Below are 22,027 nucleotides of genomic sequence, written 5' to 3'. Positions count from 1 at the left end.
GGCTAACCGGCGCTTGTGCGTTAGTTAGTTTTCTAGCGTTTAGTCCCTGAAGTAGGACAGCAAACGCAGAATCTCGGTGTAGAGCCAGACCAGGGTCACAGCCAGGCCGAGGGCGACACCCCAGGCGTACTGAGCCGGAGCGCCAGCGCGGACCAGGCGGTCAGCCTGATCGAAGTCAATCAGGAAGCTGAAGGCTGCCAGGCCGATGCAGACCAGCGAGAAGATGATCGACAGCATGCCGCCGTCACGCAGCGGGAAGCCCAGGCCGAACAGGGAGAGCACCAGGTTGCCCAGCATGAGGACCAGCACACCGATCAGAGCCGCGCTCATAAAACGGGTGAACTTCGGGGTCACGCGGATAGCGCCCGACTTGTAGACGAAGAGCATACCGATGAAGACACCCAGGGTGGCCAGCACTGCCTGCATAATCAGCGCACCAGCGGCAACGCCCTGAATTGGAGCGGTGAACATGAAGCTGATGCCGCCGACGAAGAGACCCTCGAAGGCCGCGTAGGTGAGGGTAACCGGCGCGGAGCCGTACTTCTTGCCGAAGGTGGAAACCAAAACAGTAATCAGACCACCGATGGCGCCGACAATGGTCAGAATCATGGCCAGGCTGGTGGAGACACTGACGGCAATGAAGAAGTTGACTGCAGCCAGAACGATGATGGTTGCCAGCGTGATGCCGGTCTTGGAAACGACATCGTCGACCGTCATCGGACGGTAGTCGGCGGCAACCTGCGACTGGTACGGGTTATCCCCGTAGCCAGCGCCCATCTGACCTTGGCCGTAGTGATGTGCGCCCGCCTGTCCGCGGGCGACGGTCTTAGTAAGTGAACTGAATGCAGGATTGCTGCTTTCGCGCACGTCGTCCTTCTTTCTTTTCTCAGTTTTTCTTACGTTTTGTATTCAGGCACACGCGCTTACGTTTGCCTACACTTTCTACAACGGGCGATGTAAAGGTATTGTTCCCAACCCTGAAAAACAGTTAGTATCAAGGTAATTCCTCGCCTGCTGGCGGTGATTTTGTAATCGCGGAAAAACTCACAGTCGCCAGGCGTGGGCACCACATGAGTGATTATGAAAACAGGAGGTTGGTCAAGATGTCTGATGGCCTTGACTACGATCCGGATACCACTGGTGATTTCGACGAGACCACGCTCGATGGCTCAGAGGGACTCGATGGCGACTTCCTCACCGGTGATGGCGAGAATTATGTAATGGATCCGCCGGACCGCTGGCGGGGTGCTTCTCCGCATGACACCCTCGGCAAGCGGTTGGCCGAGGAAAAGCCGGACATCGACGTCGACGACGATCTGGATGATGACCCGGAGATGCGCTACGGCGATGTCGACGGCCACGAACCGTTCGAGTTCGGCAACGATGGCCCGCGCGAACCGGACCGCAACCGTCGGATGGGCTGGACTACTTACTAAAGTTTTCTAAGTTTTTGTAGTTTTGCCAAATTTACTATCTCGGGGCGCCGCGCAACAGTAGTATCTGTGCCATGACAGCATCTACTGCTACGACAAACCGAACTACCATCCGCAATCCGCTTAACGACGAGCTCGTTGCCCGCCTTCTTCAGCGCGTCACGGTAGCTGATAAGTCGAAGACCGCCACTATCTCGGCACCATTTACCGGCCAGGAGCTGGCGCAGATTCCTGTCGGTACCCAGGCCGATGTCGACGAGGCCTTCAAGCGTGCCCGTGCCGCGCAGAAGAAGTGGGCCCGCATGGCGCCGGAAAAGCGCGGCGAAGTGCTGCACCACTTCCACGACCTGCTCTTTACCCACTGCGACCAGGTGCTGGACCTGCTGCAGGCCGAGACCGGTAAAAACCGCGCCAGTGCCCACGAGGAGCTCGTACACACAGCTATCACCGCCCGCTACTACGGCAATCAGGGCCCGAAACTGCTTGAGCCGAAGCGAGCACACGGCGCTGTCCCGGTACTTTCCAAGACCACTGTCTACCACCATCCAAAGGGCGTCGTCGGTGTTATTGCTCCGTGGAACTACCCGCTGACCCTCGCGGTTTCCGATGCGCTGGCTGCACTGATGGCCGGTAACGCCATCGTGCTCAAGCCGGACAGCACCACTCCGTTTACCGCTCTCTTCGCTGTCGATTTGCTCTACCGCGCTGGCCTTCCGGAGGATCTCTTCCAGGTCATTCCAGGTCCCGGTCGCGTTGTCGGCCAGGGCATTGTCGGCCAGTGTGACTTCCTGATGTTCACCGGCTCCTCCGAGACCGGCCGCTCGCTGGCACAGCAGTGTGGCGAGCGCCTGATCAGTTTCTCCGCGGAGCTCGGCGGCAAGAACCCGCTGATTGTCGCTGAAGATGCCAACATCAACCGCGCGGTCGAGGGCGCACGCATCGGCTGCTTCACCAACTCCGGTCACCTGTGTGTATCCATTGAGCGAATTTATGTCGTGGACTCCGTCTGGGACGAGTTCGTCCCGGCATTCACCGACCGCGTGAAGGCAATGTCCATCGGCGCTGGCTACGAGTGGGAAACCGAGATGGGCTGTCTGCAGTCGCAGGGCCAGTTCGACATCGTCAAGTCCATGGTCGACGAGGCCATCGAGGCCGGCGCCACCGTGCTGACCGGTGGTCGTCCTCGCCCGGATCTGGGACCGCTGTTCTACGAGCCGACCGTGCTTACCGACGTCCCGGAGGGCGTCGCCCTGCTGACCGAAGAGGTATTCGGACCGGTGGTAGTCCTCCAGCGCGTCTCGGATGTCCACGAGGCTATCGCCAAGTCCAACGATTCCCGTTATGGCCTCAACGCTTCGCTGTGGACCTCCCCGCGTCGCGCAAAGGAGCTGGCTCCACAGCTTGAGGCCGGTACCGTCAATGTCAACGATGGTTTTGCTGCGGCCTTCGCGTCTGTCGATGCCCCGATGGGTGGTTTCAAGGATTCGGGTGTGGGCCGTCGTCAAGCAGCGGGCGGCCTGCTGAAGTACACCGATGAGCAGACGGTGACCGTGCAGCGCCTTTCCCCTGTGTCGATGCCACAGATGCCGCGTGAGCTGTACTCGAAGGTGTTCAACACGGCACTTGTTCTCGGCAAGAAGTTCAACGTCCTGCCGTAATCCACATGTAGCGCGCACAGATAGCAAACGGCCAGGTCAGAAAACTCTCTGACCTGGCCTTTTGGTGCCCCCAGTGGGACTCGAACCCACACTGAAAGGATTTTAAGTCCTCTGCCTCTGCCAATTGGGCTATAGGGGCCCCTAAGAAAGATTAATGGGCGATATGGGTGTCTACCAAACTCGCCACAATTCCGTCGAGGATATCCTTCTCGCTGATGTAGAAAAAGCGCTGCTCTTCCTTCGCTGCCTCGGAAAGCGGCAGCGCCTCAAACATGTCCATCAGACCGTCCACAATGATGGAACCGCCGGCGAAGACATCCGCGCGCTTCGGATGCATCACGGGATTGGCAGCGAGGGACTCCGCGTCGGTCTCAATCACGGACGCGGTCAGCGCACGCAACGCCGCAAAGCGCAGCTGCGACAGGTGGATTGCCTCCGGGTCGTAGGTTTCTAGACCCTGTGCCAGCGCCGACAGCGTGGTGAAGGTCCCGGCGCAGCCGACGATGGTGCGAGCCTTGTCGACAGGCACCTTCGCAACAATTTCGTCGGCCAGCTCCGCAACATACGAACGCGCCTCCTGGACCTGTTCCGCCGTCGGTGGCGAGGCCTGCAGGAACCGTTCGGTCAAGCGCACACTGCCCATGGCCACGGAATCGGAACCGGCCACAGTGCCGTCGTGATCGCCAACAATTACCTCGGTGGAGCCGCCACCGACGTCGATGACGCAATACGGACCGAGCTCGGGCTCCAAGTCATCGACTGCACCGCGGAAGGACAGCGCGGCTTCCTCGTCGCCAGAAATAACCTCGGCCTCTGCACCCCACGGAGCGAGAATCTCGCGGGTCATGGCGAAGAAATCGTCGCGGTTGCTTGCGTCGCGTGTCGCCGATGTCGCCACCATTCGGACTGCTTGCACTTTTTCGACCTGCATAAGCTCCGCATACTTCGTCAGAGCCTCCCGCACGCGCTCCAGCGCCTCTGGAGCCAGCATGCCAGTGGCATCCACGCCCTGGCCAAGGCGGACGATTTCCATCAGTCGGTGCAGTTCTGTGATTTCGAGAACTCCATCGACAACCTCGACCCGGCTGATAAGCAGGCGAAGCGAATTAGTGCCGCAGTCGACGGCAGCGAGGGTCGTCATTTATCCCTCCACCCCCGGATACGCAATACCGAGCTCGGCAATCGTGGGCCAATCTGCGGGAATCGCGGTGCCGCGCAGCTTCTCGTTCTCCGCCGCCAGCGCCACCGACTCAGTACCCAGTCGGAAGTGATTCGGCCCCTTGGCCAGCGCGTAGGCAATAAGAACGTGGAGGCACTTCACGCGCGTCGGCATTCCGCCACCGGAGAAGTCCGTGCCCAGGTCTTCCATCTCATTGCGCTCTGCCAGAAACGCCTCATGTGCACGCTGGTAATCGGCGGCGAGCTCTTCGTCGCTTTCCAGACGCGCGGTCATTTCCTTCATCACGCCGGTCGTCTCCAACCGAGAGGCCTCGGCGGTGAGTCGCGGATCAGTTAGGTAAAAGAGCGTGGGAAACGGAGTGCCATCGTCCAAGCGCGGCTTCGTCTTAACCACACCAGGAGTGCCGTCGGGGCTGCGGTAAGAGATGTCCACTACACCCCGCGGTTCACGTCCGAGCTGCTCCGCTATCACTTCCAAATCTGCGGTATCCACAGACATCGGTCACACTCCTTTTGCTTCCGTTTTTTACTGACACATAATCTCACAGTCGCCTTACAAGCGCGTTGCTTCGCTTTACGACGGCACACTCCGCCGCGCATGCAACCTCACCGAGAGGCCCCAGGTAGCCCTACGGAGGTTTAGGACTCCGGTACCGTCGGCAAGCTCTCTGGCCTCGTTGCCTGATCGCGCCCCGGATTAGGGCGAGTCTCTTCGGGTTCGGGCGGGATAGAAATGGAATCCCACAGCGTCTCGTACCACTTCTTGGCCTGGTGCTGCGGAATTTCCTCCGGCTGCGTCACAGGCTGTTCGCCCACGGCCGGATCGAGGATACGGAATGGGGTCTCCCCCGGCTCTACCAGCCCCAGGCGCAGACGTGCCTGCTCCTTAACATAGGCAGGGTTGGAGTAAAGCTCCTTTTCATCCTCTAACTGCTTAATTCGCTGTTCCATGCGAGCAATATTGTCCTGCGTTGCGGCTACATCCGCCTGCTGTTGTGCAAAAGTCCGCAGCGGAATTGCGAGAACAGATACTAAGAAAAGCACCAGCAGACCAATGCCGATCTTCTGTGCCGTGCTCAGCGAGCGCATTCCCGATGCGATTGCCGCTGCCGAACGCTGCCCCGCCCCTGCGGGGCGCGACTGTGTTCCGCGGCGAGATCGGTCCGATGCACTCATGCCCCACACTCTACCCGACCGCCAGCCGATGAAATAACAAAAACCCGCCCACAACCACGTGCGTGGTGCGGACGGGCAGTGCTAGACGCAGCTTTCGCAGCGCCTCAGCTCTTTACTTAAAACGCGGGAATGCGCTGCGACCAGCGTAGACAGCAGCGTCACCCAGGTACTCCTCGATGCGCAGCAGCTGGTTGTACTTAGCAACGCGCTCGGAGCGAGCCGGAGCACCGGTCTTAATCTGGCCACAGTTCAGGCCGACGGCCAGGTCAGCGATGGTGGTGTCCTCAGTCTCACCGGAGCGGTGGGACATCATGGACTTGTAGCCGGCGTTGTGAGCCATTGCGACGGCCTCGAAGGTCTCGGACAGGGTACCGATCTGGTTGACCTTGACCAGCAGAGCGTTAGCGGCCTTCTTCTCAATGCCCTCTGCCAGACGCTTCGGGTTGGTGACGAAGAAGTCGTCGCCGACGATCTGGACCTTGTCACCAAGCTGAGCAGTCAGGGTGGTGTAGCCCTCCCAGTCATCCTCCTGCAGCGGATCCTCGATGGAGACGATGGCGTAGTTCTCAACCAGGTCAGCGTAGACAGCTGCCATCTCCTCAGCGGTATGCTCGCCGCCCTCGAAGTGGTACTTGCCGTCCTTGAAGAACTCGGAAGAAGCGACGTCGAGAGCCAGAGCGACATCGTCGCCCAACTTGTAGCCTGCAGCCTCAATTGCCTCAACAATCAGGTCAAGAGCAGCCTTGGTGGAGTCAACCGACGGAGCGAAGCCGCCCTCATCACCGAGGCCAGTGGACAGGCCCTTGTCCTTAATGACCTTCTTGAGTGCGTGGTAGACCTCAGCACCGACGCGCAGTGCTTCCTTGAAGGTCGGGGCGCCAATCGGAGCAATCATGAACTCCTGGACGTCAACGCCGGAGTCAGCGTGTGCGCCACCGTTGAGGATGTTCATCATCGGAACCGGCAGAACGTGACCGTTCGGGCCGCCGACGTAGCGGAACAGATCCAGGCCAGCGGACTCAGCAGCAGCCTTGGCAACAGCCATGGAAACACCCAGGATTGCGTTAGCACCCAGGCGGGACTTGTTGTCGGTGCCGTCCAGCTCAATCATGGTCTTGTCAACCAGACGCTGGTCCTCAGCCTCGAGGCCAATAATTGCGTCCTCAATCTCCTCGAGCACAGCGCGGACAGCCTTCTCGACCCCCTTGCCCAGGTAACGGTCTCCGCCATCGCGGAGCTCGTGTGCCTCATGAACGCCGGTGGAGGCACCGGACGGAACCGCAGCGCGGCCCACAGCGCCGTCTTCCAACAGCACCTCAACCTCAACGGTCGGGTTACCACGGGAGTCCAGAATTTCGCGTGCGTTCAACTCGATGATTGCAGCCATAGGTCACCTTTCCGCCGGAACCGTTCCGGCACATGACTCCAATTGTGGCACGGTTTGCCAACCTTCGCCTTAAATCCTTTTCACCCTATGCGGGCTGATTCAGCGCATAGTTCGCCGCAGCATCCCGAACATCGCGAAGATACTGCTCAGACTGGTTATACGAGCGAATTGCAGATGCCCACCCTTCCGGGGTGGCGAGGTCGCGTTCCCCACTGCAGAGCATCCGTGCCGTGGTCGCAGTTGCGTCGTCGATGTTGTTGGGGTCGGCGACGCCATCACCAGAAGCATCCATCGCAAAACGATGCCAGGTCTCGGGAATAAACTGCATCGGCCCCACAGCGCGGTCATACTCTGTGTCACCGTCGAGTTCACCGTTGTCAGTATCGAGAACCTCAGCAAACCCACTCGTGCCGTCCAGCGGCGGACCGATAATCGTCGGACTGACTACCCCATCGGCGCCGATATGAGCCGGCTTGAGCCAATTGCCCGAGTACGTGCCGTGATTAGTCTCCACTTTGCCCAGTCCTGCAAGCGTGTTCCACTCCAGGTGGCAGTTCGGGAACTGTTCGGCCGCAATCACATATGCGTTGCCGTAGGCACGGAGAGCGTCCTCAGAAATACCAGTCTTCGGGGAAATCTGCTGCGCCCACTGTCGGAGCTGTTCCGAGGTGCGCCCGGGCGCGTTGACATCAATCATCGGCGGTGGCTCAGCCGCAGCAGGCGGCACATTATCCGGAATCGGCTTCTTGGTCAACGACGGGATTACGGGTCCAGTGAACATAGCCAACGCCCCAACCGTGCCAATGATGATCAGCACCGCCAGGGAGGTTAGACCGAGGCAGCCACATCCTCGCGAGGACTTCTTTTTCCCCTTACTGCGGCCACGCGACTTCGCCCCGCGGGGTGCGGGGTGCGCGTATTCATCAAAGGGAGAATTAGAAGGCATGGGGAATTACTCTACGGGGTAGACCGTAAAAATCACTCAAACTCGAGGACAGAAATCACTTTTGCTGGAAACTAGCTGTCGCTTTCCGACGGGCCGAAGTCCTCAGCCTCTTCGTTATCTTCGCTGCCCGCTGCCCACTGCTCAGCACTGCCGGCCTGCTGATTCTCCATCTGGGCCAGCTCAGTCAGGAATGTGCGTGAAGCCTGTCGGGTCCGTTCTTCCGCACCGGACTCAGTCTCCAGCCCCGGGGTCGGGACCAGAATCTCCACTGGAATGTCTGCATCGGACAGTCCCAGTGCACGTGCGCGGCGGATGGCTTCCTCAGCCAAAGTCAGAGCTGGCAGCTGTGTGGCCGGGTTCGAGCGCGGACGTCCGCGGCCGTAAGCCCACAGTCGCTCCTGTTCTTCCTCCGACACCATCTCTCCCTCGGCCACAGTGCCGTCGAAGAGGTACGGCTGACGAGCGCGCATCTTCAAAATAAAGTCGGTCGCCACATCGTCGAAGTCGAAGTCCTCCGCGATTTCAGCGTGGAAGAGAATCTGCAGCAGCAGATCCGACAGCTCGCTACGAATGTCACCGCCCTCGTTGACTGCGTCGACAAACTCGTAGGCCTCTTCAATGAGATACGGCAGCAGGCTCTTGTGCGTCTGGCGAGCTTCCCACTGCCCCGTGCGCCGTGCTGCCGCCATGATGTCCACGGCCTCGACGACGTGGGGCAGACGAGCTGCGGCAAGCTGTTCCTGCGGAGTCAGCGGTTCTGCAACAGGCTCTGCCCCTGGCTCTGCAACCGGTTCTGGCTCAGGTTCTTTCACCGAGTCCTGCTGGGGAGCCGCCGCAACCTGAGCTGCCGGAGCTGCTGGGTCCGGCGCATCATCCAGCTCGACCGAGTAGACCTTCTCGCCCGCATCGAGGCGATCGAGTACCTCGTCGTTTTCCATATCGGTGGTGACCAGAATCTCCGCCTGGGACACCGAGTGCCCACCGGCGTCGGCGATTGCCCAGCGCACACGGATCGGGACTTCTTCGGTGTAGCTGACTTCACCGGTCAGCAGGCTAGCGGCTTCCAGCGGAATCGCTGTTGGAAAGCGGCTATCGAGCTTGATGATAGTCATACGGTTTCTAGTCCTTTCCCATGTGCGAGATATCCATACGTGGAATTCCCGCCATCGATGTCAAGAAGTCTGCTACCCACTGCACCAATGCAATATCGCGGACAGGTTTTGCCCGCAACCCTCGCCCTTCCTTCGGCATTCCGACGGAAACCGTGCGCGTTGCCGCACGATAGGTCGCCTGTGGATACAGGCGCTTGAGACGCACCTGCTTGGAGTCAGCAAGCTCCATAGGGGTTATTCTAATGTGCGCACCCATGGCTTGAACTTCATGCACGCCGAATTCCCGGCAAATAATTCGAAGTCGTGAAATAACCGCCAGTCTCTCCACCTCAATGGGTGGGGTTCCGTAACGGTCAACGAGCTCTTCGAGCACTACGTCGATATCGTCCAGCGCACTGGCGGCAGCAAATTTGCGGTACGCCTCTAGACGCAGGCGTTCCGACGACACATATTCGGCCGGAATATTCGCATCGACCGGCAAATCGATCCGAACTTCCTTCGGTTCGTTATCGGAAGCATCCGGAGTTTCACCATCGGCCACTGCCTTCAGCGCGGCCACGGCCTCGCCAACCAGTCGGACGTACATATCGAAGCCGACACCGGCAATGTGACCGGACTGCTCCGCACCGAGGATATTTCCGGCACCACGCATTTCCAGGTCCTTCATGGCCACAGCCATACCGGCACCCAAGTCATTGTTCTGCGCAATCGTGGACAGACGGTCGTAGGAAGTCTCCGTCAGCGTCTGATTTTCCGGGTAGAGGAAGTAGGCATAGGCGCGCTCACGGGAACGGCCCACGCGACCACGCAGCTGGTGCAGCTGGGAAAGACCCATATGGTGGGCGTTTTCCACAATCAACGTATTGGCGTTGGCAATATCCAGGCCGGTCTCCACGATGGTGGTACACACCAGCACGTCGTACTCGCGCTGCCAGAAGCCATCGACTGTTCGCTCCAGCTGCTCCTCCCCCATCTGACCGTGGGCCACTACCACGCGGGCCTCGGGCACCAAATTGCGGATATTCTGGGCGACCTTGTCAATGGTTTCCACCTTATTATGCAGGTAGAACACCTGGCCGTCGCGAAGCAGCTCTCGCCTGATAGCAGCGGCGACCTGCTTGTCGGACTGCGCACCGACGTATGTCAGCACCGGGTGGCGGTCCTGCGGCGGGGTGAGAATCTGGCTCATCTCGCGGATGCCGGCAATCGACATTTCGAGCGTGCGCGGAATTGGCGTTGCGGACATGGTGAGCACGTCGACGTGGTGCCGTAGCGCCTTGATGTGTTCCTTGTGCTCGACACCGAAACGCTGCTCCTCGTCAACGATGACCAGGCCGAGTTCTTTCCACTGCACGCCGGTCTGCAGGAGACGATGCGTGCCGATAACAATGTCGACCGTCCCGTTCTTCAACCCTTCGAGGACCTCCTTGGAGTCCTTCGGCGAGGTGAAGCGGGATAGCCCACGGATGGTGACCGGGAAGCCCTCCATACGCTGAGTGAAAGTGGTCAAATGCTGCTGCGCCAGAAGCGTGGTCGGCACCAACACTGCCACCTGACGGCCATCTTGAACTGCCTTGAAGGCAGCACGCAGTGCCACCTCGGTCTTGCCGTAGCCGACATCGCCGATGAGCACGCGATCCATCGGCACCGGCTTTTCCATGTCGGACTTGATTTCGTCGATGGCCTGCAGCTGGTCCTCAGTTTCGGTGAAGGGGAAGTTATCCTCCATCTCCTGCTGCCATGGCGTATCCGGCGCGAACGCGTGGCCCGGCGCGGCTTGGCGCTCGGCGTAGAGCTTGACCAGCTCTTCCGCAATCTCGCGGACAGCACCACGGGCCTTGCGCTTGGTGGACTTCCAGTCCGAGCCGCCCATCTTCGATAGCGCGGGCTTTTCGCCGCCGACATAGCGCGACAGCAGATCCAGGCTCTCCATCGGCACGTAGAGCTGGTCCGAGGGACCTCCGCGCTTGCTCGGTGCGTACTCGAGCACCACGTACTCGCGGCGAGCCTGATCCTCACCCGTGCCGATGGTGCGCTCAGTGAGCTTCACAAACCGACCGATGCCATGCGTGTCGTGCACGACATAGTCGCCGGCCTTCAGCGCCAGCGGATCCACCCGACCACGGCGCTTCGCTGGCTTGCGGCGCCCACCAAGCGCGCCTTCCGCGATGCGGTTACCTGTGATGTCCTGCTCGGTAATCAGAGTCAGCGCGCCACCGGGGATTCGCGGGAACACCAGGCCACCGTGCAAAACACCCTGGTAGACCGTAATTCTTCCGGACTCGGGATACTCCGGGCCCGCCGCCATGCGCGTCGCAATTCCGGCTTCCCTAAACTTTTCCGCTTGCCGACGCGCCCCCGCGGGCGTCGCCGCCACGTACGCCACTCGCTCCCCCGCGACCGTGGCATCGCGCAGCTGCTTCATCAGGTGACCAATTTCCTTTAAGTCGCCGCGTGGCGCGGGCCCAGGCTCGAAGGTCAGTGGCAGCACATCATCTTCGGTGACTCCCGCCTCCAGCATGCCGGGCGGGGAAATATGCCACGAAGTGGGCATCGGGATAGAGGCCAAGCTGCGGTACGCGCTGGGCTCCAGCCCATCCGTGGCGATTGGCGCCGAGCCACCCATCGCAGCAGTTTCCCACGCCGCGGCCATAAACTCCTCGCCTGCACTGATAAGGTCCTGTGCGCGGGAGCGAATGCGCTCCGGCCCGCACATGAGCACATGAGTTTTCTCCGGCATGACCTCGGTGAGCATCTTCATCGGATGCTGACTAATCAGTGGGATCAGCGATTCCATGCCCTCCACCCACTGGCCATCGCCGATGCGGGTGAGCATTTCTTGGACCTGGCCAGAACGCGTGGTGGCGAGTTTCTCCGCGGCGGCCTTCACATCGTCGTCGATAAGCAGTGCACGACACGGGAAGATATCCAGCTGGTCGACCTCTACCTCAGAGATCGTGCGCTGGTCAGCGACGGAAAAAGCGCGCAGGTCGGTGACCTCGTCACCCCAGAGCTCGATACGTACCGGCAGCTCTTCGGTCGCAGGGAAAACATCGACGATGCCGCCACGCACGGCAAACTGGCCACGCCTGCCGACCATGTCCACATGCGAATAGCCGTGATGCACCAGCCGCTCAACCAGGCTCTCGCAGTCCCGGTCCAGTTGGACGTGAATGGGGGCGCTGGCTTCAGCCTCAAGGTCGTCCACAATCGGCTGCACCAACGAGCGCACCGCCGCAATCAGAACGTCGACCTTGCCCCGGCGAACGTCGTAAAGCGCCTTACGACGCTGCGCCACGGTATCCACCGCTGGCGAAAGCTTCTCATGCGGGAGCGTCTCCCACGAGGGGAACATAGCTACACGGTCGCCGATCATCGACTTGACCTCGGCAGTCAGGTCCTCCGCCTCACGGCCGGTAGCCGTGACGACCAGCACCGGCACCTTCGTAGACATGGCGTAAATAAGGTGCGAACGCACCGCGTCCGCACCCGTGAGCGCCAGCTCGTCTTCGCCGATGCGCCCGAGCACGCCGACAAATTGAGGATCCGTGACAACGAGGCTTTCCAGCCCCGACAGCGGGTTCGGCAGCATGCTGGGTGTGGCTTTCGCCGAGGAGGACGCAGAAGTTGGCATAGCCCCAATATAACCATGCACCCCGGATCCACCCTGCGTGCTGGTTAGCCGTTCTCCGCCACCTGCATCGGGTCCGCTGCAGCACCTGCTCCAAACTTCGCACCCTCAGCGGCCGCTGGCACATCAGCGGAACCATGGAGAGTCGGAGAACCCTCCATGCCGGCCAGCCCGTTCCAACACAGGTTCACGATGTGCGCCGCCACCGTCTCCTTATCCGGACTGCGCTTCTCCATCCACCAGCGAGCGGTCTGCGAAACCATACCGACCATGCAGTTTCCGTAGAGCACCGACATGGCCGGGTCGAAGCCGGCGCGTTTGAAAGCCTCGGCAAGGATAGGCGTAATCGACTCAGTGGCATTATTCAGCAGCGTCTCATAGCCACCCGCCACGCCGGGGTCGCGAGAAATAATGGAGAATCCCTCCGGGTTTTCCTCCACATAAGTCAGCAGTGCCAACACCGCCTGTTCGATGCGGTAACGCGAGCGTCCCAGGGACAACGCTTCCCTAATCGTGGCCTCCAGGGTCTTCATCTCCTGGTCGACGACTGCCTGGTAGAGCCGCTCTTTGGTACCGAAATGCTCGTAGACAACCGGCTTTGATACCCCAGCTGCGGCAGCGATCTCCTCCATTGAGGCGGCATCAAGCCCCTTGGCGGCAAAGATTCCACGGCTGACTTCTGTCAGCTGAGCTTTGCGCTGTGGACCGGTCATACGTCGTCTCGGAGAATTGGAGGCCATGCTTTTAGATTAGTGGCTAAAGTCTTGCTATCGTATATCGCAGGCGCAAGCGAGTTGGCTGAGTCGAATCAGCGTCGAATCAGCCATGCAATTTTTCGCGTTTGCCCCATTCTCCCATGGTGTAATGGCAACACTCCGGTTTTTGGTACCGGCATTCTAGGTTCGAGTCCTGGTGGGAGAGCAAGCGGGGGGCCGGCCCCTTAATTAAGAAGTGACTTTTCGCCCCGCCGTGACCGTGATGCACCCTGACCGAGGAGTAGCAAGTTTCATGTCAAACGGTTCGGCCACCGCTGTGGTCATTCTCGCCGCGGGTCAAGGCACCCGAATGAAATCCGATACGCCGAAAATGCTGCACGCTATCGGCGGTCGTACCATGTTGGAGCACGCGCTCTATGCCGCCAAGGGCATTAATCCGGATGAGATTGCTGTTGTCGTTGGCCACCAGCGCGAAAAGGTAATCGACGCCATCGGGACTTGGGCTTCGGATACCGAGCACTCCAACGGTGTCGTCATTGCCCACCAGGACGAGCAAAACGGTACCGGCCACGCTGTTCAGTGCGCGCTGGAGCACCCCGAGCTGCAGAACTTCGATGGCACCATCCTGGTAACCACTTCCGATGTTCCGCTGCTGGATTCCGAAGCGCTCCAGGCACTGCTCGAAGAGCACAACCGCAAGCCACGCGCTGCCGTGACTGTGCTGACCTCCACTGCTGACAACCCGCACGGCTACGGCCGCATCGTTCGCAACGCCGACGGCGAAGTTCTGCGCATCGTGGAGGAAAAGGATGCCTCCGACGAGGAACGCGAGATCACCGAGGTCAACTCCGGTGTCTACGCATTCGATGCCGAGACCCTGGCAAACGCTCTCAAGCAGCTGGACACCAACAATGCCCAGGGCGAGCTCTACCTCACCGATGTCATCGGCATCGCCCGTGAGGCCGACCGCTCAGTACGCGGTCACCGCCTCGCCGATGCCACCGTCGTCGCCGGTGTCAATGACCGCGTCCAGCTGGCTACCCTTGGCCGCGAACTCAACCGTCGCACCTGCGAGGCAGCTATGCGCGGGGGCGCCACTATCGTCGACCCGGACACCACGTGGATTGACGTTGAGGTGGAAGTCGGCCGCGACGTCACGATTCTGCCGGGCACGCAGCTGCACGGCAAGACCGTGATTGGCGACGGGGCCACCGTGGGACCGGACACGACACTGACCAACATGGTCGTCGGCAAGCGCGCCAGCGTCGTACGTACACACGGTTCCGATTCGGAGATCGGCGAGGATGCGACGGTCGGACCGTTCACCTACATTCGCCCGAACACCAAACTCGGTGTCGGCGCGAAGCTCGGCGGCTTCGTAGAAGCGAAGAACGCGCAGATCGGAAACGGTTCGAAGGTTCCGCACCTGACCTACGTCGGCGATGCGGAGATTGGCGAGCACTCCAACATTGGTGCCTCCAGCGTGTTCGTGAACTACGACGGTGTCAACAAGCACCGCACTGTTATCGGCTCGCATGTTCGCACCGGCTCCGACACCATGTTCATCGCTCCGGTGACCGTGGGTGATGGTGCGTACTCAGGTGCAGGTACTGTTATTAAGGACGACGTTCCTCCGGGAGCATTGGCGGTCAGTGGTGGCCGTCAGCGCAACATCGAGGGATGGGTCGAGCGGAAGCGTCCAGGTACCGCTGCTGCTGAGGCAGCGCAGGCGGCGCAGGTAGCTGACAACGCTGACAACAACAAGGAAGACCAGGAAGGCTAGACGGCAGATGACCGGCCAGTGGATCGATAACCAAAAGAACCTCATGCTCTTCTCCGGAAGGGCACACCCGGAATTGGGCGAGGCAGTTGCCAAGGAGCTCGGCACAGAGCTGACTCCGATGACCGCTCGTGATTTTGCCAACGGCGAAATCTTCGTGCGCTACGAGGAATCCGTCCGCGGTTCCGATGCCTTCGTACTGCAGGCGCACCCGGCACCGCTGAACAAGTGGCTCATCGAGCAGCTGATTATGATTGACGCGCTCAAGCGCGGTTCGGCCAAGCGCATCACCGCTATCCTGCCGTTCTTCCCATACGCCCGCCAGGACAAGAAGCACCGTGGCCGTGAGCCGATTTCCGCTCGCCTGGTCGCAGACCTGCTCAAGACCGCCGGCGCTGACCGCATCGTCTCCGTGGACCTCCACACCGACCAGATCCAGGGCTTCTTCGACGGCCCGGTCGATCACATGCACGCCATGCCGATTCTGTCGGAGTACATCAAGAAGAACTACTCCCTGGACAACCTGGTCGTGGTCTCCCCTGACGCCGGCCGTGTGAAGGTTTCCGAGAAGTGGGCCAACACCCTGGGCGACGCCCCGCTGGCCTTCATTCACAAGACCCGTTCCGTCGATGTCGCGAACCAGGTTGTCGCCAACCGCGTGGTCGGCGAGGTCTCCGGTAAGACCTGTCTGCTCATCGACGACATGATTGACACCGGCGGCACCATCGCCGGCGCTGTCAAGGTGCTGCGTGAGGCTGGCGCTGAGGATGTCATCATCGCTACCACGCACGGCGTCTTCTCCGACCCAGCTCGCGAGCGCCTGTCGAAGTGCGGTGCCCGCGAGGTCATCACCACCGATACCCTGCCGCAGTCCACCGAGGGCTGGGACAACCTGACCGTCCTGCCAATCGCACCGCTGCTGGCTAAGACGATCCACGAGATCTTCGAAAACGGTTCCGTCACCACTCTCTTCGAGGGTCAGGCATAAGCTCTTTCCGCTTGCCGACGGGCACCCCGCCGCGACCAGCAACCTAGTTTTGCTGGTGGTGGCGGGGTTTGCTGTTTGACCTGTTAGTCCACTACAATTTCTCCGGTAAGTCTCGGCGAGGGCGGCCACAGTAGGTGGTTGCCGTTATCGACGCGACGCTCGCAGCCCAACTTTTGCGCCCACGGTGGCATGGATGCGGCACGTGCTCGACTCGACGACTCAATATCGAATCGTTTAGGAGTCCATTTTCATGGCAAAGCCCAACATCATCAAGATTGATGCCCGTAACCGCACCGAGTTCGGCAAGGGTGCCGCTCGCCGTGCCCGCGTTGCTGGCGACATCCCGGTTGTCATCTACGGCGCTGACCTGGATGCCCCGAAGCACATCCTCGTTGACACTCTGGATTTCCACGCTGTCATCCGTAACCACGGTGTCAATGCTGTTCTGGACGTCAACATCGAGGGCGAGTCCCAGCTGTCCATGGTCAAGGCTGTTGACCAGAACCCGCTGACCCTCGACATCGACCACGCTGACCTGCTCGCCATTCACCGTGACGAGAAGGTTGAGGTTGAGGTTCCGGTCGTTCCGACTGGCGAGCTCGCTCCGGGCGCCCTGCTCATGCAGGATGCCGAAACCATTCTGGTCAACGCACCGGTTCTGGCTATTCCGGAAGAGATCGAGGTCTCCGTCGAGGGCGCAGAGGTCGGCACCATGGTTCACGCCGGCGACGTTACCCTGCCGGAGGGCCTGGTCCTCACCGACGACGCTGACCTGCTCATCTTCAACATTGTCGAGCCGGAGGAAGAGCCGGCTGGCGACGTCGATGCCGACATCGAGGGCATGGGCGAGGCTGAGACCCCGGATGAGCCAGCTGAGGAATCCGCTGAGTAATTATGAACTCGCAGGCCTAGCTACCACAGCTAAGTAAAAAGGGACGGACACTCTGGTCCGTCCCTTTTTTGTTCTTGAAACTCCCCGAAGCCAACAGACCGCGCACCGTGTGCCAAGATTGAATTCATGAACGCCTCCACCACACCTCTGCTTGTCGTGGGGCTCGGCAACCCTGGGCCCAAATATGAACTCACCCGCCATAACGTCGGGCATCTGGTGCTAGATGAACTAGCGAGCCGCACTTCTCCGATGCCTTCGTCGTTTAGCGTGCATAAGAAGTCCAACGCTGAGATTGTGCAGACTCGGTTTAAGACCTCCGATGGCGGCGAGCGACAGGTGATTCTGGCTAAGCCCCGGACCTACATGAATCTGTCGGGTGGTCCGATTGCGGCGCTGGCCAAGTTCTTCAACATCGCACCTACCGACGTCGTGGTAGTCCACGATGAGCTGGACCTGGACCCGGGCGTGGTACGGCTTAAGCGCGGCGGGGGCGAGAATGGCCACAATGGCCTGCGCTCGACCACGAAGTCGTTGGGCACGAAGGACTACATGCGGGTGCGTATTGGCATTGGCCGTCCTCCGGGCCGCCAAGATCCGGCGGACTACGTGCTGCGTAATTTCAATGCTAAGGAACGCGAGGAGCTCGCTTTCACTCTGCCCACTGCTGCGGAGGCGGTGGAGTTAATCGCCAGCCACGGGCTGGAGATTGCGCAGAACCAGATTCACGGGCGGTAGCAGTAGCGGGAAGGGGGGGGGCTATTTTCACGTTCCCGGGAGCTTCAGTCTTTACAGCTCGTCGGTGTTCGTGCTGCTCGGCGTTTTCGTCGGCGTTTTCGCTCTGTCCACCGAGCGCCTGGCGGTGGGATTCGGGAAGCTGCGGCAGGGCGCCCGTGAGGGCATCGACCAGGTGATGAGGATCAGGCGCCCGTGGAGCTCCCCGTCCGGCACGCCCACGACTCGGCGTAGCGGCCGCCCTTCGCCAGCAATTCATCGTGCGTGCCCCGTTCTGCGACCGTCCCGTCCTCCGAAAGCACGACGATGAGGTCGGCATCGCGAACGGTGTGCAGGCGATGGGCGACGACAATCACGGTGCGATCGCCGCGCAACGCCTCCATCGTGCCAACGATCGCCCGCTCAGTGGCCGCATCCAGCGAGGACGTCGGCTCGTCGAGAAGCACCACCGGGGAATCCTTCAGAAGCGCCCGGGCAATGGCGAGGCGCTGCCGCTCGCCTCCCGACAGCAGCGTCCCCTCCTCCCCCACCGGGGTATCCCACCCGGAAGGCAGCAGCTCCACGATGCGGTCCACCCCGGAACGCCGGGCAGCCTCGCGCAAGCGGTCCCCGCCACCGGGCTCGGAACCGAATCCGGGATCGGCGAAGACCACGTTGTCCCGCACGGACGCGTCGAAAAGGAACGTCTCTTGGAACACCGGGGTCACCAGCGAGTTCACGCCGTCGGTGCCAATCCGAGGCAAGGGTACCCCGCCGATGAGGACCTCCCCCGAGTCCGGATCATGAAAACGCGACAGCAGCCGCATGACCGTCGTCTTGCCCGCCCCCGACGGTCCCACTACGGCAACCAGCGCTCCCTGAGGTGCACGGAAGCTGACGCCGTCGAGAACCTTCTTATCCCCGTACCCGAAGCTCACGTCGCGGAACTCCACGTCATGCCCGTCGGGCAGCTCCGGTGCGGCAGGTTCGGGAAGGGCGGGGATTGCCCGCAGGTCACGCAACGCAGCCAACGTGTTGCGGCCCGCACCGAAACCGCCGGACAACGCTCCCGCCGTGGTGATCGGTCCGGTGAACTGGACGACCACGATGAGCATCGGCGCCAAATGCGCCGGCGCCATCCCGCCCGTCGCGGCGACTGCCACGGCGACTATCACCGCCGCCGTGAACACCGCATGGACGACCGAACCCAGTCGTCCGATGGCCGCCCCCTGCGTCGACGTCGCCTTCGCGAACGCATCGTGTTGGGCCCGGATTGCCTCATCCACCATCGCGTCCGCCGCCGAACCGTCGCCCGCGGCGCGAATCGCCTGCTGGCAGCGGGTGAACTCGATCAGCCTGCCGGAGACGGCAGCGACGGCGTCAGCATGCGCTTCGTCCGACTCCCCGCCGACCCGACCAATGGCCCGGTAGGCGAAGAAGATCACCGGCGCCGACGCGACGAGAACCAAACCGACGCGCCAATCCACCGCCAGAATTCCGAAGGCGATGACGGTCGGCGCAACCGCCGCGGCGATGACAGGCCGCAGGATCACGTGCGGCACGGACGCCGCGAACGCGATACCCGACGATGCCATCTCCGAAAAGCGGCCGGCCGTGGACTTGGTGACGTACCCGAGTGGCAACGTCAGCACGCGTTCGCCCAGGGAACGCAGCAGGGACGACAGCACCGCTGCGGAATTCGCCCTGCCGACCGTCCCCGCAGCGAGAGACAGCACCGCATGGGCGGCCGCGAGGCCGGCGATGACGCCGGTGAAACGCCACGCCGTCGCATCATCTCCCTCGGCCAGAGCCGACAGCAGCGGCAGCAGCGCGACGAACGCCGCTCCCTGAGCCAGCGCGGCAAGCACGGCCAACGCAATGAGCCACGCCAGCGTCATTCTCGAGCGCCGATCCGTCATCGACCACAAGTCCCAAATCATCGGTTCCCTGCCTTTTCATCGTCTGATTCAGTGCCCCGCGGGGCGGATGGTTCGTCGTCGAGCGCGAACGCGCGCCACAAATCCCGGTAGCGGCCACCGCGCGCAAGCAACTCGTCGTGAGTACCCGCCTCCGCGACCGCTCCCCCGTCGAGAACGAGGATGCGGTCGGCGTTGCGGATCGTGCTCAACCTGTGCGCGATCACAATCACCGTCCGTGAACGGGCCAAACGCTCGATTGCGGACTGGATGAGGGCCTCGGAAGCCGGATCCGCGTAAGCGGTTGCCTCGTCGAAGATGAGCACCGGCGCGTCCGTGACGATCGACCTCGCGATGGCCACGCGCTGCGCCTCACCACCGGAAAAGGTCACGTCGACGTTGACCACCGAATCCAGGCCCTTCGGCAGCGCCGCGATGACCGCATCGAGGTTCGCGAGCTTCGCGGCCGCCATGATTTCGCCGTCGGTGGCGTCTCTCCTGGCCAGCCGGATGTTCTCCCGCAACGGCAGCGTGAGCAACTGCGGATCTTGGAACACCACCGACACCGAGCGGTGCACGTCACGCACGGCGATGTCGCGAAGATCGGCGCCGCCCAGCAGCACCGAGCCTTCAACGGGGTCGTAGAAACGCGCCAACAGCCGGGCGACGGTGGACTTTCCGGAACCGGAGGACCCCACCAGCGCAGTGAGGGTCCCCGGTTCGAACGTCGCGGACATCCCGTCGAGGACCCGCGGCCCATCGCCGTAGGAGAAGACCAGGTTCCGGGCCTCGAGCGCGCCTCCGCGCGCGGGCACCGGATCGGCGGGCTCGACGATCGGCGGCGTGCCCAGCACCTCCGCGATGGACTTCAGGGCAGCGATCCCCGCGATGATGGGTTCGGAGTTCATGGCCACCCGCACGATCGCCGCGGAGAGTCCAAGGCCGAGAACCAGCCCGGCGACGAGCCCCTCCGGTAGGCCGCCCGCGGCGTCCCTCAGAGCGAGGCCGGCCCCGCACACCACTGCGAGGACTGTGATCGGGGACGTCACCACGTCGATGACCCCGAGATAGATGTTCGACTGCCGGGACCAGGCAGACCACGCACGGACGAACGACAGCGCCGCGGCATCGTAGCGACCCGCGCCCTGGTTGGCGCGTCCGAAGGACTTCATCACTGAGATACCTCGCACCAACTCGATGACCGCGGCCGTCACTCCTTCGGAGGCTCGCTCGTAGTCGCGCTGAAGACCGGCTCCGCGCGAAATCATCACACCCATCAGGGAGAAGGTGACCAGCACCGGGACGACCGCCACCGCCGCAATCCGCCAATCCACCGCAACGAGCGCGATGAGGGAAAGCATGGGAACCAGCACCGCCACCACGGTCTCACCGACGGTGTGGCCCATGAGCTGGTGGATAGCCGCGACGTCCTTCTCAACCGACCCGATGATTCCCGACGAGCGCCGAGCGTCCAGCCAGCCCAGCGGCAACTTCCGGATTTGGGCGACCAGCCGGCGCCGAAGGTGGAGCTGCAGGTCGTTATCCGCCCGGTGCGAGAGCATGCCGGCGGCGCCGTCCGCGGCCATGCGCACCGTTGCGGCGACGACGATGACAGCCACGGCCAACCACGTCCGATGCTCCGGGGCCTCCGGGTACGTCATCGCGATGTCGATGATGCCGACCAGCGAAGCGACGGTAGCCACCGACGACAGGACGGATAACGCGACCACCGCACGCATCCGGGTCCGGATCGGGGCGAGCAGCGACCACGGGCTTACGGTCCCGTCCACGGCGCTCACTTGCCCGCCTCCCCGATCGTGCTTTTCTTCGTGAGAGTGCAGAAGTACACCATGCCGGCGCGTGAGGCTCCGCCCAGCTTCAGCCCGTTGGCTTCGGCGAGGTCCTCGAGCTCGCTGCCCCGGAACACCCGGTGGCCCATCTTCGCCATGACGGCCATGTCGACCCGCTCGTTCACGTCGGGATCCTCGGCGAACGTCTGCACGTAAGCGATGCCGCCGTCGGCGAGCAGCCCGGCGACCCTGCCGAGCGCAGCACCCGCATCCTTCATTTGGTGGAGCGCGCCGCACACCCAGATTTCATCGGTCCCGCCGGGCTCTCCCGCGAGCGGCGCGAGGACGTCGGCGACGTGGAATTCCGTCCGGGCCCCGAGCCCTTCGACGGCGGCGCGTTCGCGGGCGATGCGGATTGCATTGGGCGACAGGTCGTAACCGACGATGTTCGCCCTGCGATAGCGAGGCTCGGCGGCGAGCATGCGGGCGAGCCACCCGGTTCCGCAACCGAGGTCGAGAACCCGGGCCGGCGCATCCGGCCCGGGATCCAGCGCACGGAGCTTCCGATACACGGCGGCGGCGTCCATCGGTTCACGCGCATAGCGGCTGAGGAACCTCGGCTGGACCTTGTCCTCGTAGGCCGCGAGGAGTCTGCGGTTGTTCTGGACGATCTGGGCAATCGACTTCATCTGGTTCTGTCTCCGGGTGTGTG

18 protein-coding genes and 2 tRNA genes are annotated in these 22,027 nt (G+C 62.0%); 7 read left to right on the top strand and 13 right to left on the bottom strand.

Annotated features, from left to right (window positions below; all coding sequences use genetic code 11):
* Positions 1–39: 39 nt before the first annotated feature.
* A complete protein-coding gene (locus HMPREF2820_RS03895; RefSeq protein ID WP_048733966.1) occupies positions 40–867 on the bottom strand; it encodes a Bax inhibitor-1/YccA family protein in 828 nt (275 codons plus the stop codon).
* A gap of 203 nt (positions 868–1,070) precedes the next feature.
* Here HMPREF2820_RS03895 and HMPREF2820_RS03890 point away from each other — a divergent pair, with 203 nt between their 5' ends.
* Together HMPREF2820_RS03890 and HMPREF2820_RS03885 are read left to right on the top strand one after the other, a co-directional pair.
* Complete coding sequence (locus HMPREF2820_RS03890) at positions 1,071–1,436, top strand: hypothetical protein (protein ID WP_246822206.1); 366 nt, start codon at positions 1,071–1,073, stop codon at positions 1,434–1,436.
* Between the two features lie 71 nt (positions 1,437–1,507).
* Positions 1,508–3,091: a succinic semialdehyde dehydrogenase gene (locus HMPREF2820_RS03885; RefSeq protein WP_048733962.1), complete on the top strand. Its 1,584-nt coding sequence runs from the start codon at positions 1,508–1,510 to the stop codon at positions 3,089–3,091.
* A 62-nt stretch (positions 3,092–3,153) separates the two neighbouring features.
* On the opposite strand, the gene HMPREF2820_RS03880 is transcribed toward HMPREF2820_RS03885, so the two are convergent.
* From HMPREF2820_RS03880 to HMPREF2820_RS03840, 9 genes are all read right to left on the bottom strand, one after another.
* Positions 3,154–3,230: transfer RNA gene (locus HMPREF2820_RS03880), tRNA-Leu, on the bottom strand.
* A 12-nt stretch (positions 3,231–3,242) separates the two neighbouring features.
* Positions 3,243–4,232 carry a Ppx/GppA phosphatase family protein gene (locus tag HMPREF2820_RS03875; RefSeq protein WP_049172251.1) on the bottom strand — a complete coding sequence of 330 codons (990 nt, stop codon included), beginning with the start codon at positions 4,230–4,232 and terminating at the stop codon, positions 3,243–3,245.
* Complete coding sequence (locus tag HMPREF2820_RS03870) at positions 4,233–4,769, bottom strand: DUF501 domain-containing protein (protein ID WP_048733959.1); 537 nt, start codon at positions 4,767–4,769, stop codon at positions 4,233–4,235.
* 140 nt (positions 4,770–4,909) lie between these two features.
* Positions 4,910–5,446 (bottom strand): FtsB family cell division protein, encoded by a 537-nt coding sequence (locus HMPREF2820_RS03865; protein ID WP_048733957.1) that lies wholly within the window; start codon positions 5,444–5,446, stop codon positions 4,910–4,912.
* Between the two features lie 112 nt (positions 5,447–5,558).
* Positions 5,559–6,833 (bottom strand): phosphopyruvate hydratase, encoded by a 1,275-nt coding sequence (gene eno / locus HMPREF2820_RS03860; RefSeq protein ID WP_048733955.1) that lies wholly within the window; start codon positions 6,831–6,833, stop codon positions 5,559–5,561.
* A gap of 85 nt (positions 6,834–6,918) precedes the next feature.
* Entirely contained in the window at positions 6,919–7,779 is an 861-nt protein-coding gene (locus HMPREF2820_RS03855) for a lytic transglycosylase domain-containing protein (RefSeq protein WP_048733954.1), read from the bottom strand.
* Between the two features lie 71 nt (positions 7,780–7,850).
* Positions 7,851–8,891: a MazG nucleotide pyrophosphohydrolase domain-containing protein gene (locus tag HMPREF2820_RS03850; protein WP_049172244.1), complete on the bottom strand. Its 1,041-nt coding sequence runs from the start codon at positions 8,889–8,891 to the stop codon at positions 7,851–7,853.
* Positions 8,892–8,898: 7 nt separating this feature from the next.
* Entirely contained in the window at positions 8,899–12,525 is a 3,627-nt protein-coding gene (gene mfd / locus HMPREF2820_RS03845) for a transcription-repair coupling factor (protein ID WP_070603202.1), read from the bottom strand.
* A gap of 44 nt (positions 12,526–12,569) precedes the next feature.
* Positions 12,570–13,262, bottom strand: a complete 693-nt coding sequence (locus HMPREF2820_RS03840) for a TetR/AcrR family transcriptional regulator (RefSeq protein WP_101687444.1) — start codon at positions 13,260–13,262, stop codon at positions 12,570–12,572.
* Between the two features lie 110 nt (positions 13,263–13,372).
* Here HMPREF2820_RS03840 and HMPREF2820_RS03835 point away from each other — a divergent pair.
* From HMPREF2820_RS03835 to pth, 5 genes are all read left to right on the top strand, one after another.
* Positions 13,373–13,443, top strand: a tRNA-Gln gene (locus HMPREF2820_RS03835).
* A gap of 87 nt (positions 13,444–13,530) precedes the next feature.
* Entirely contained in the window at positions 13,531–15,021 is a 1,491-nt protein-coding gene (glmU, locus tag HMPREF2820_RS03830; RefSeq protein ID WP_048733948.1) for a bifunctional UDP-N-acetylglucosamine diphosphorylase/glucosamine-1-phosphate N-acetyltransferase GlmU, read from the top strand.
* 7 nt (positions 15,022–15,028) lie between these two features.
* Complete coding sequence (locus HMPREF2820_RS03825; protein ID WP_016423206.1) at positions 15,029–16,006, top strand: ribose-phosphate diphosphokinase; 978 nt, start codon at positions 15,029–15,031, stop codon at positions 16,004–16,006.
* A gap of 250 nt (positions 16,007–16,256) precedes the next feature.
* Entirely contained in the window at positions 16,257–16,898 is a 642-nt protein-coding gene (locus HMPREF2820_RS03820) for a 50S ribosomal protein L25/general stress protein Ctc (protein WP_038626221.1), read from the top strand.
* A gap of 126 nt (positions 16,899–17,024) precedes the next feature.
* Positions 17,025–17,633, top strand: a complete 609-nt coding sequence (gene pth, locus HMPREF2820_RS03815; protein WP_070602859.1) for an aminoacyl-tRNA hydrolase — start codon at positions 17,025–17,027, stop codon at positions 17,631–17,633.
* Positions 17,634–17,815: 182 nt separating this feature from the next.
* Here pth and HMPREF2820_RS03810 read toward each other — a convergent pair whose 3' ends face one another.
* Genes HMPREF2820_RS03810 through HMPREF2820_RS03800 form a run of 3 tightly spaced genes read right to left on the bottom strand, consistent with a single transcriptional unit; the run spans position 17,816 to position 22,004 of the window.
* Entirely contained in the window at positions 17,816–19,549 is a 1,734-nt protein-coding gene (locus tag HMPREF2820_RS03810) for an ABC transporter ATP-binding protein (RefSeq protein WP_070602857.1), read from the bottom strand.
* On the bottom strand, positions 19,546–21,324 hold the full coding sequence (locus tag HMPREF2820_RS03805; protein WP_070602855.1) for an ABC transporter ATP-binding protein: 1,779 nt from the start codon (positions 21,322–21,324) through the stop codon (positions 19,546–19,548). Before HMPREF2820_RS03805 ends, HMPREF2820_RS03810 begins: the two co-directional genes overlap by 4 nt.
* Positions 21,321–22,004, bottom strand: a complete 684-nt coding sequence (locus HMPREF2820_RS03800; RefSeq protein WP_070602852.1) for a class I SAM-dependent methyltransferase — start codon at positions 22,002–22,004, stop codon at positions 21,321–21,323. Before HMPREF2820_RS03800 ends, HMPREF2820_RS03805 begins: the two co-directional genes overlap by 4 nt.
* Between the last annotated feature and the right edge of the window lie 23 nt (positions 22,005–22,027).

It is taken from the genome of Corynebacterium sp. HMSC064E08 (assembly GCF_001811805.1).
Taxonomy (GTDB): Bacteria; Actinomycetota; Actinomycetes; order Mycobacteriales; family Mycobacteriaceae; genus Corynebacterium; species Corynebacterium jeikeium_D.
The sequence above is the reverse complement of the archived record's forward strand: the minus strand, read 5'-3'. Positions and strand labels throughout refer to the sequence as shown.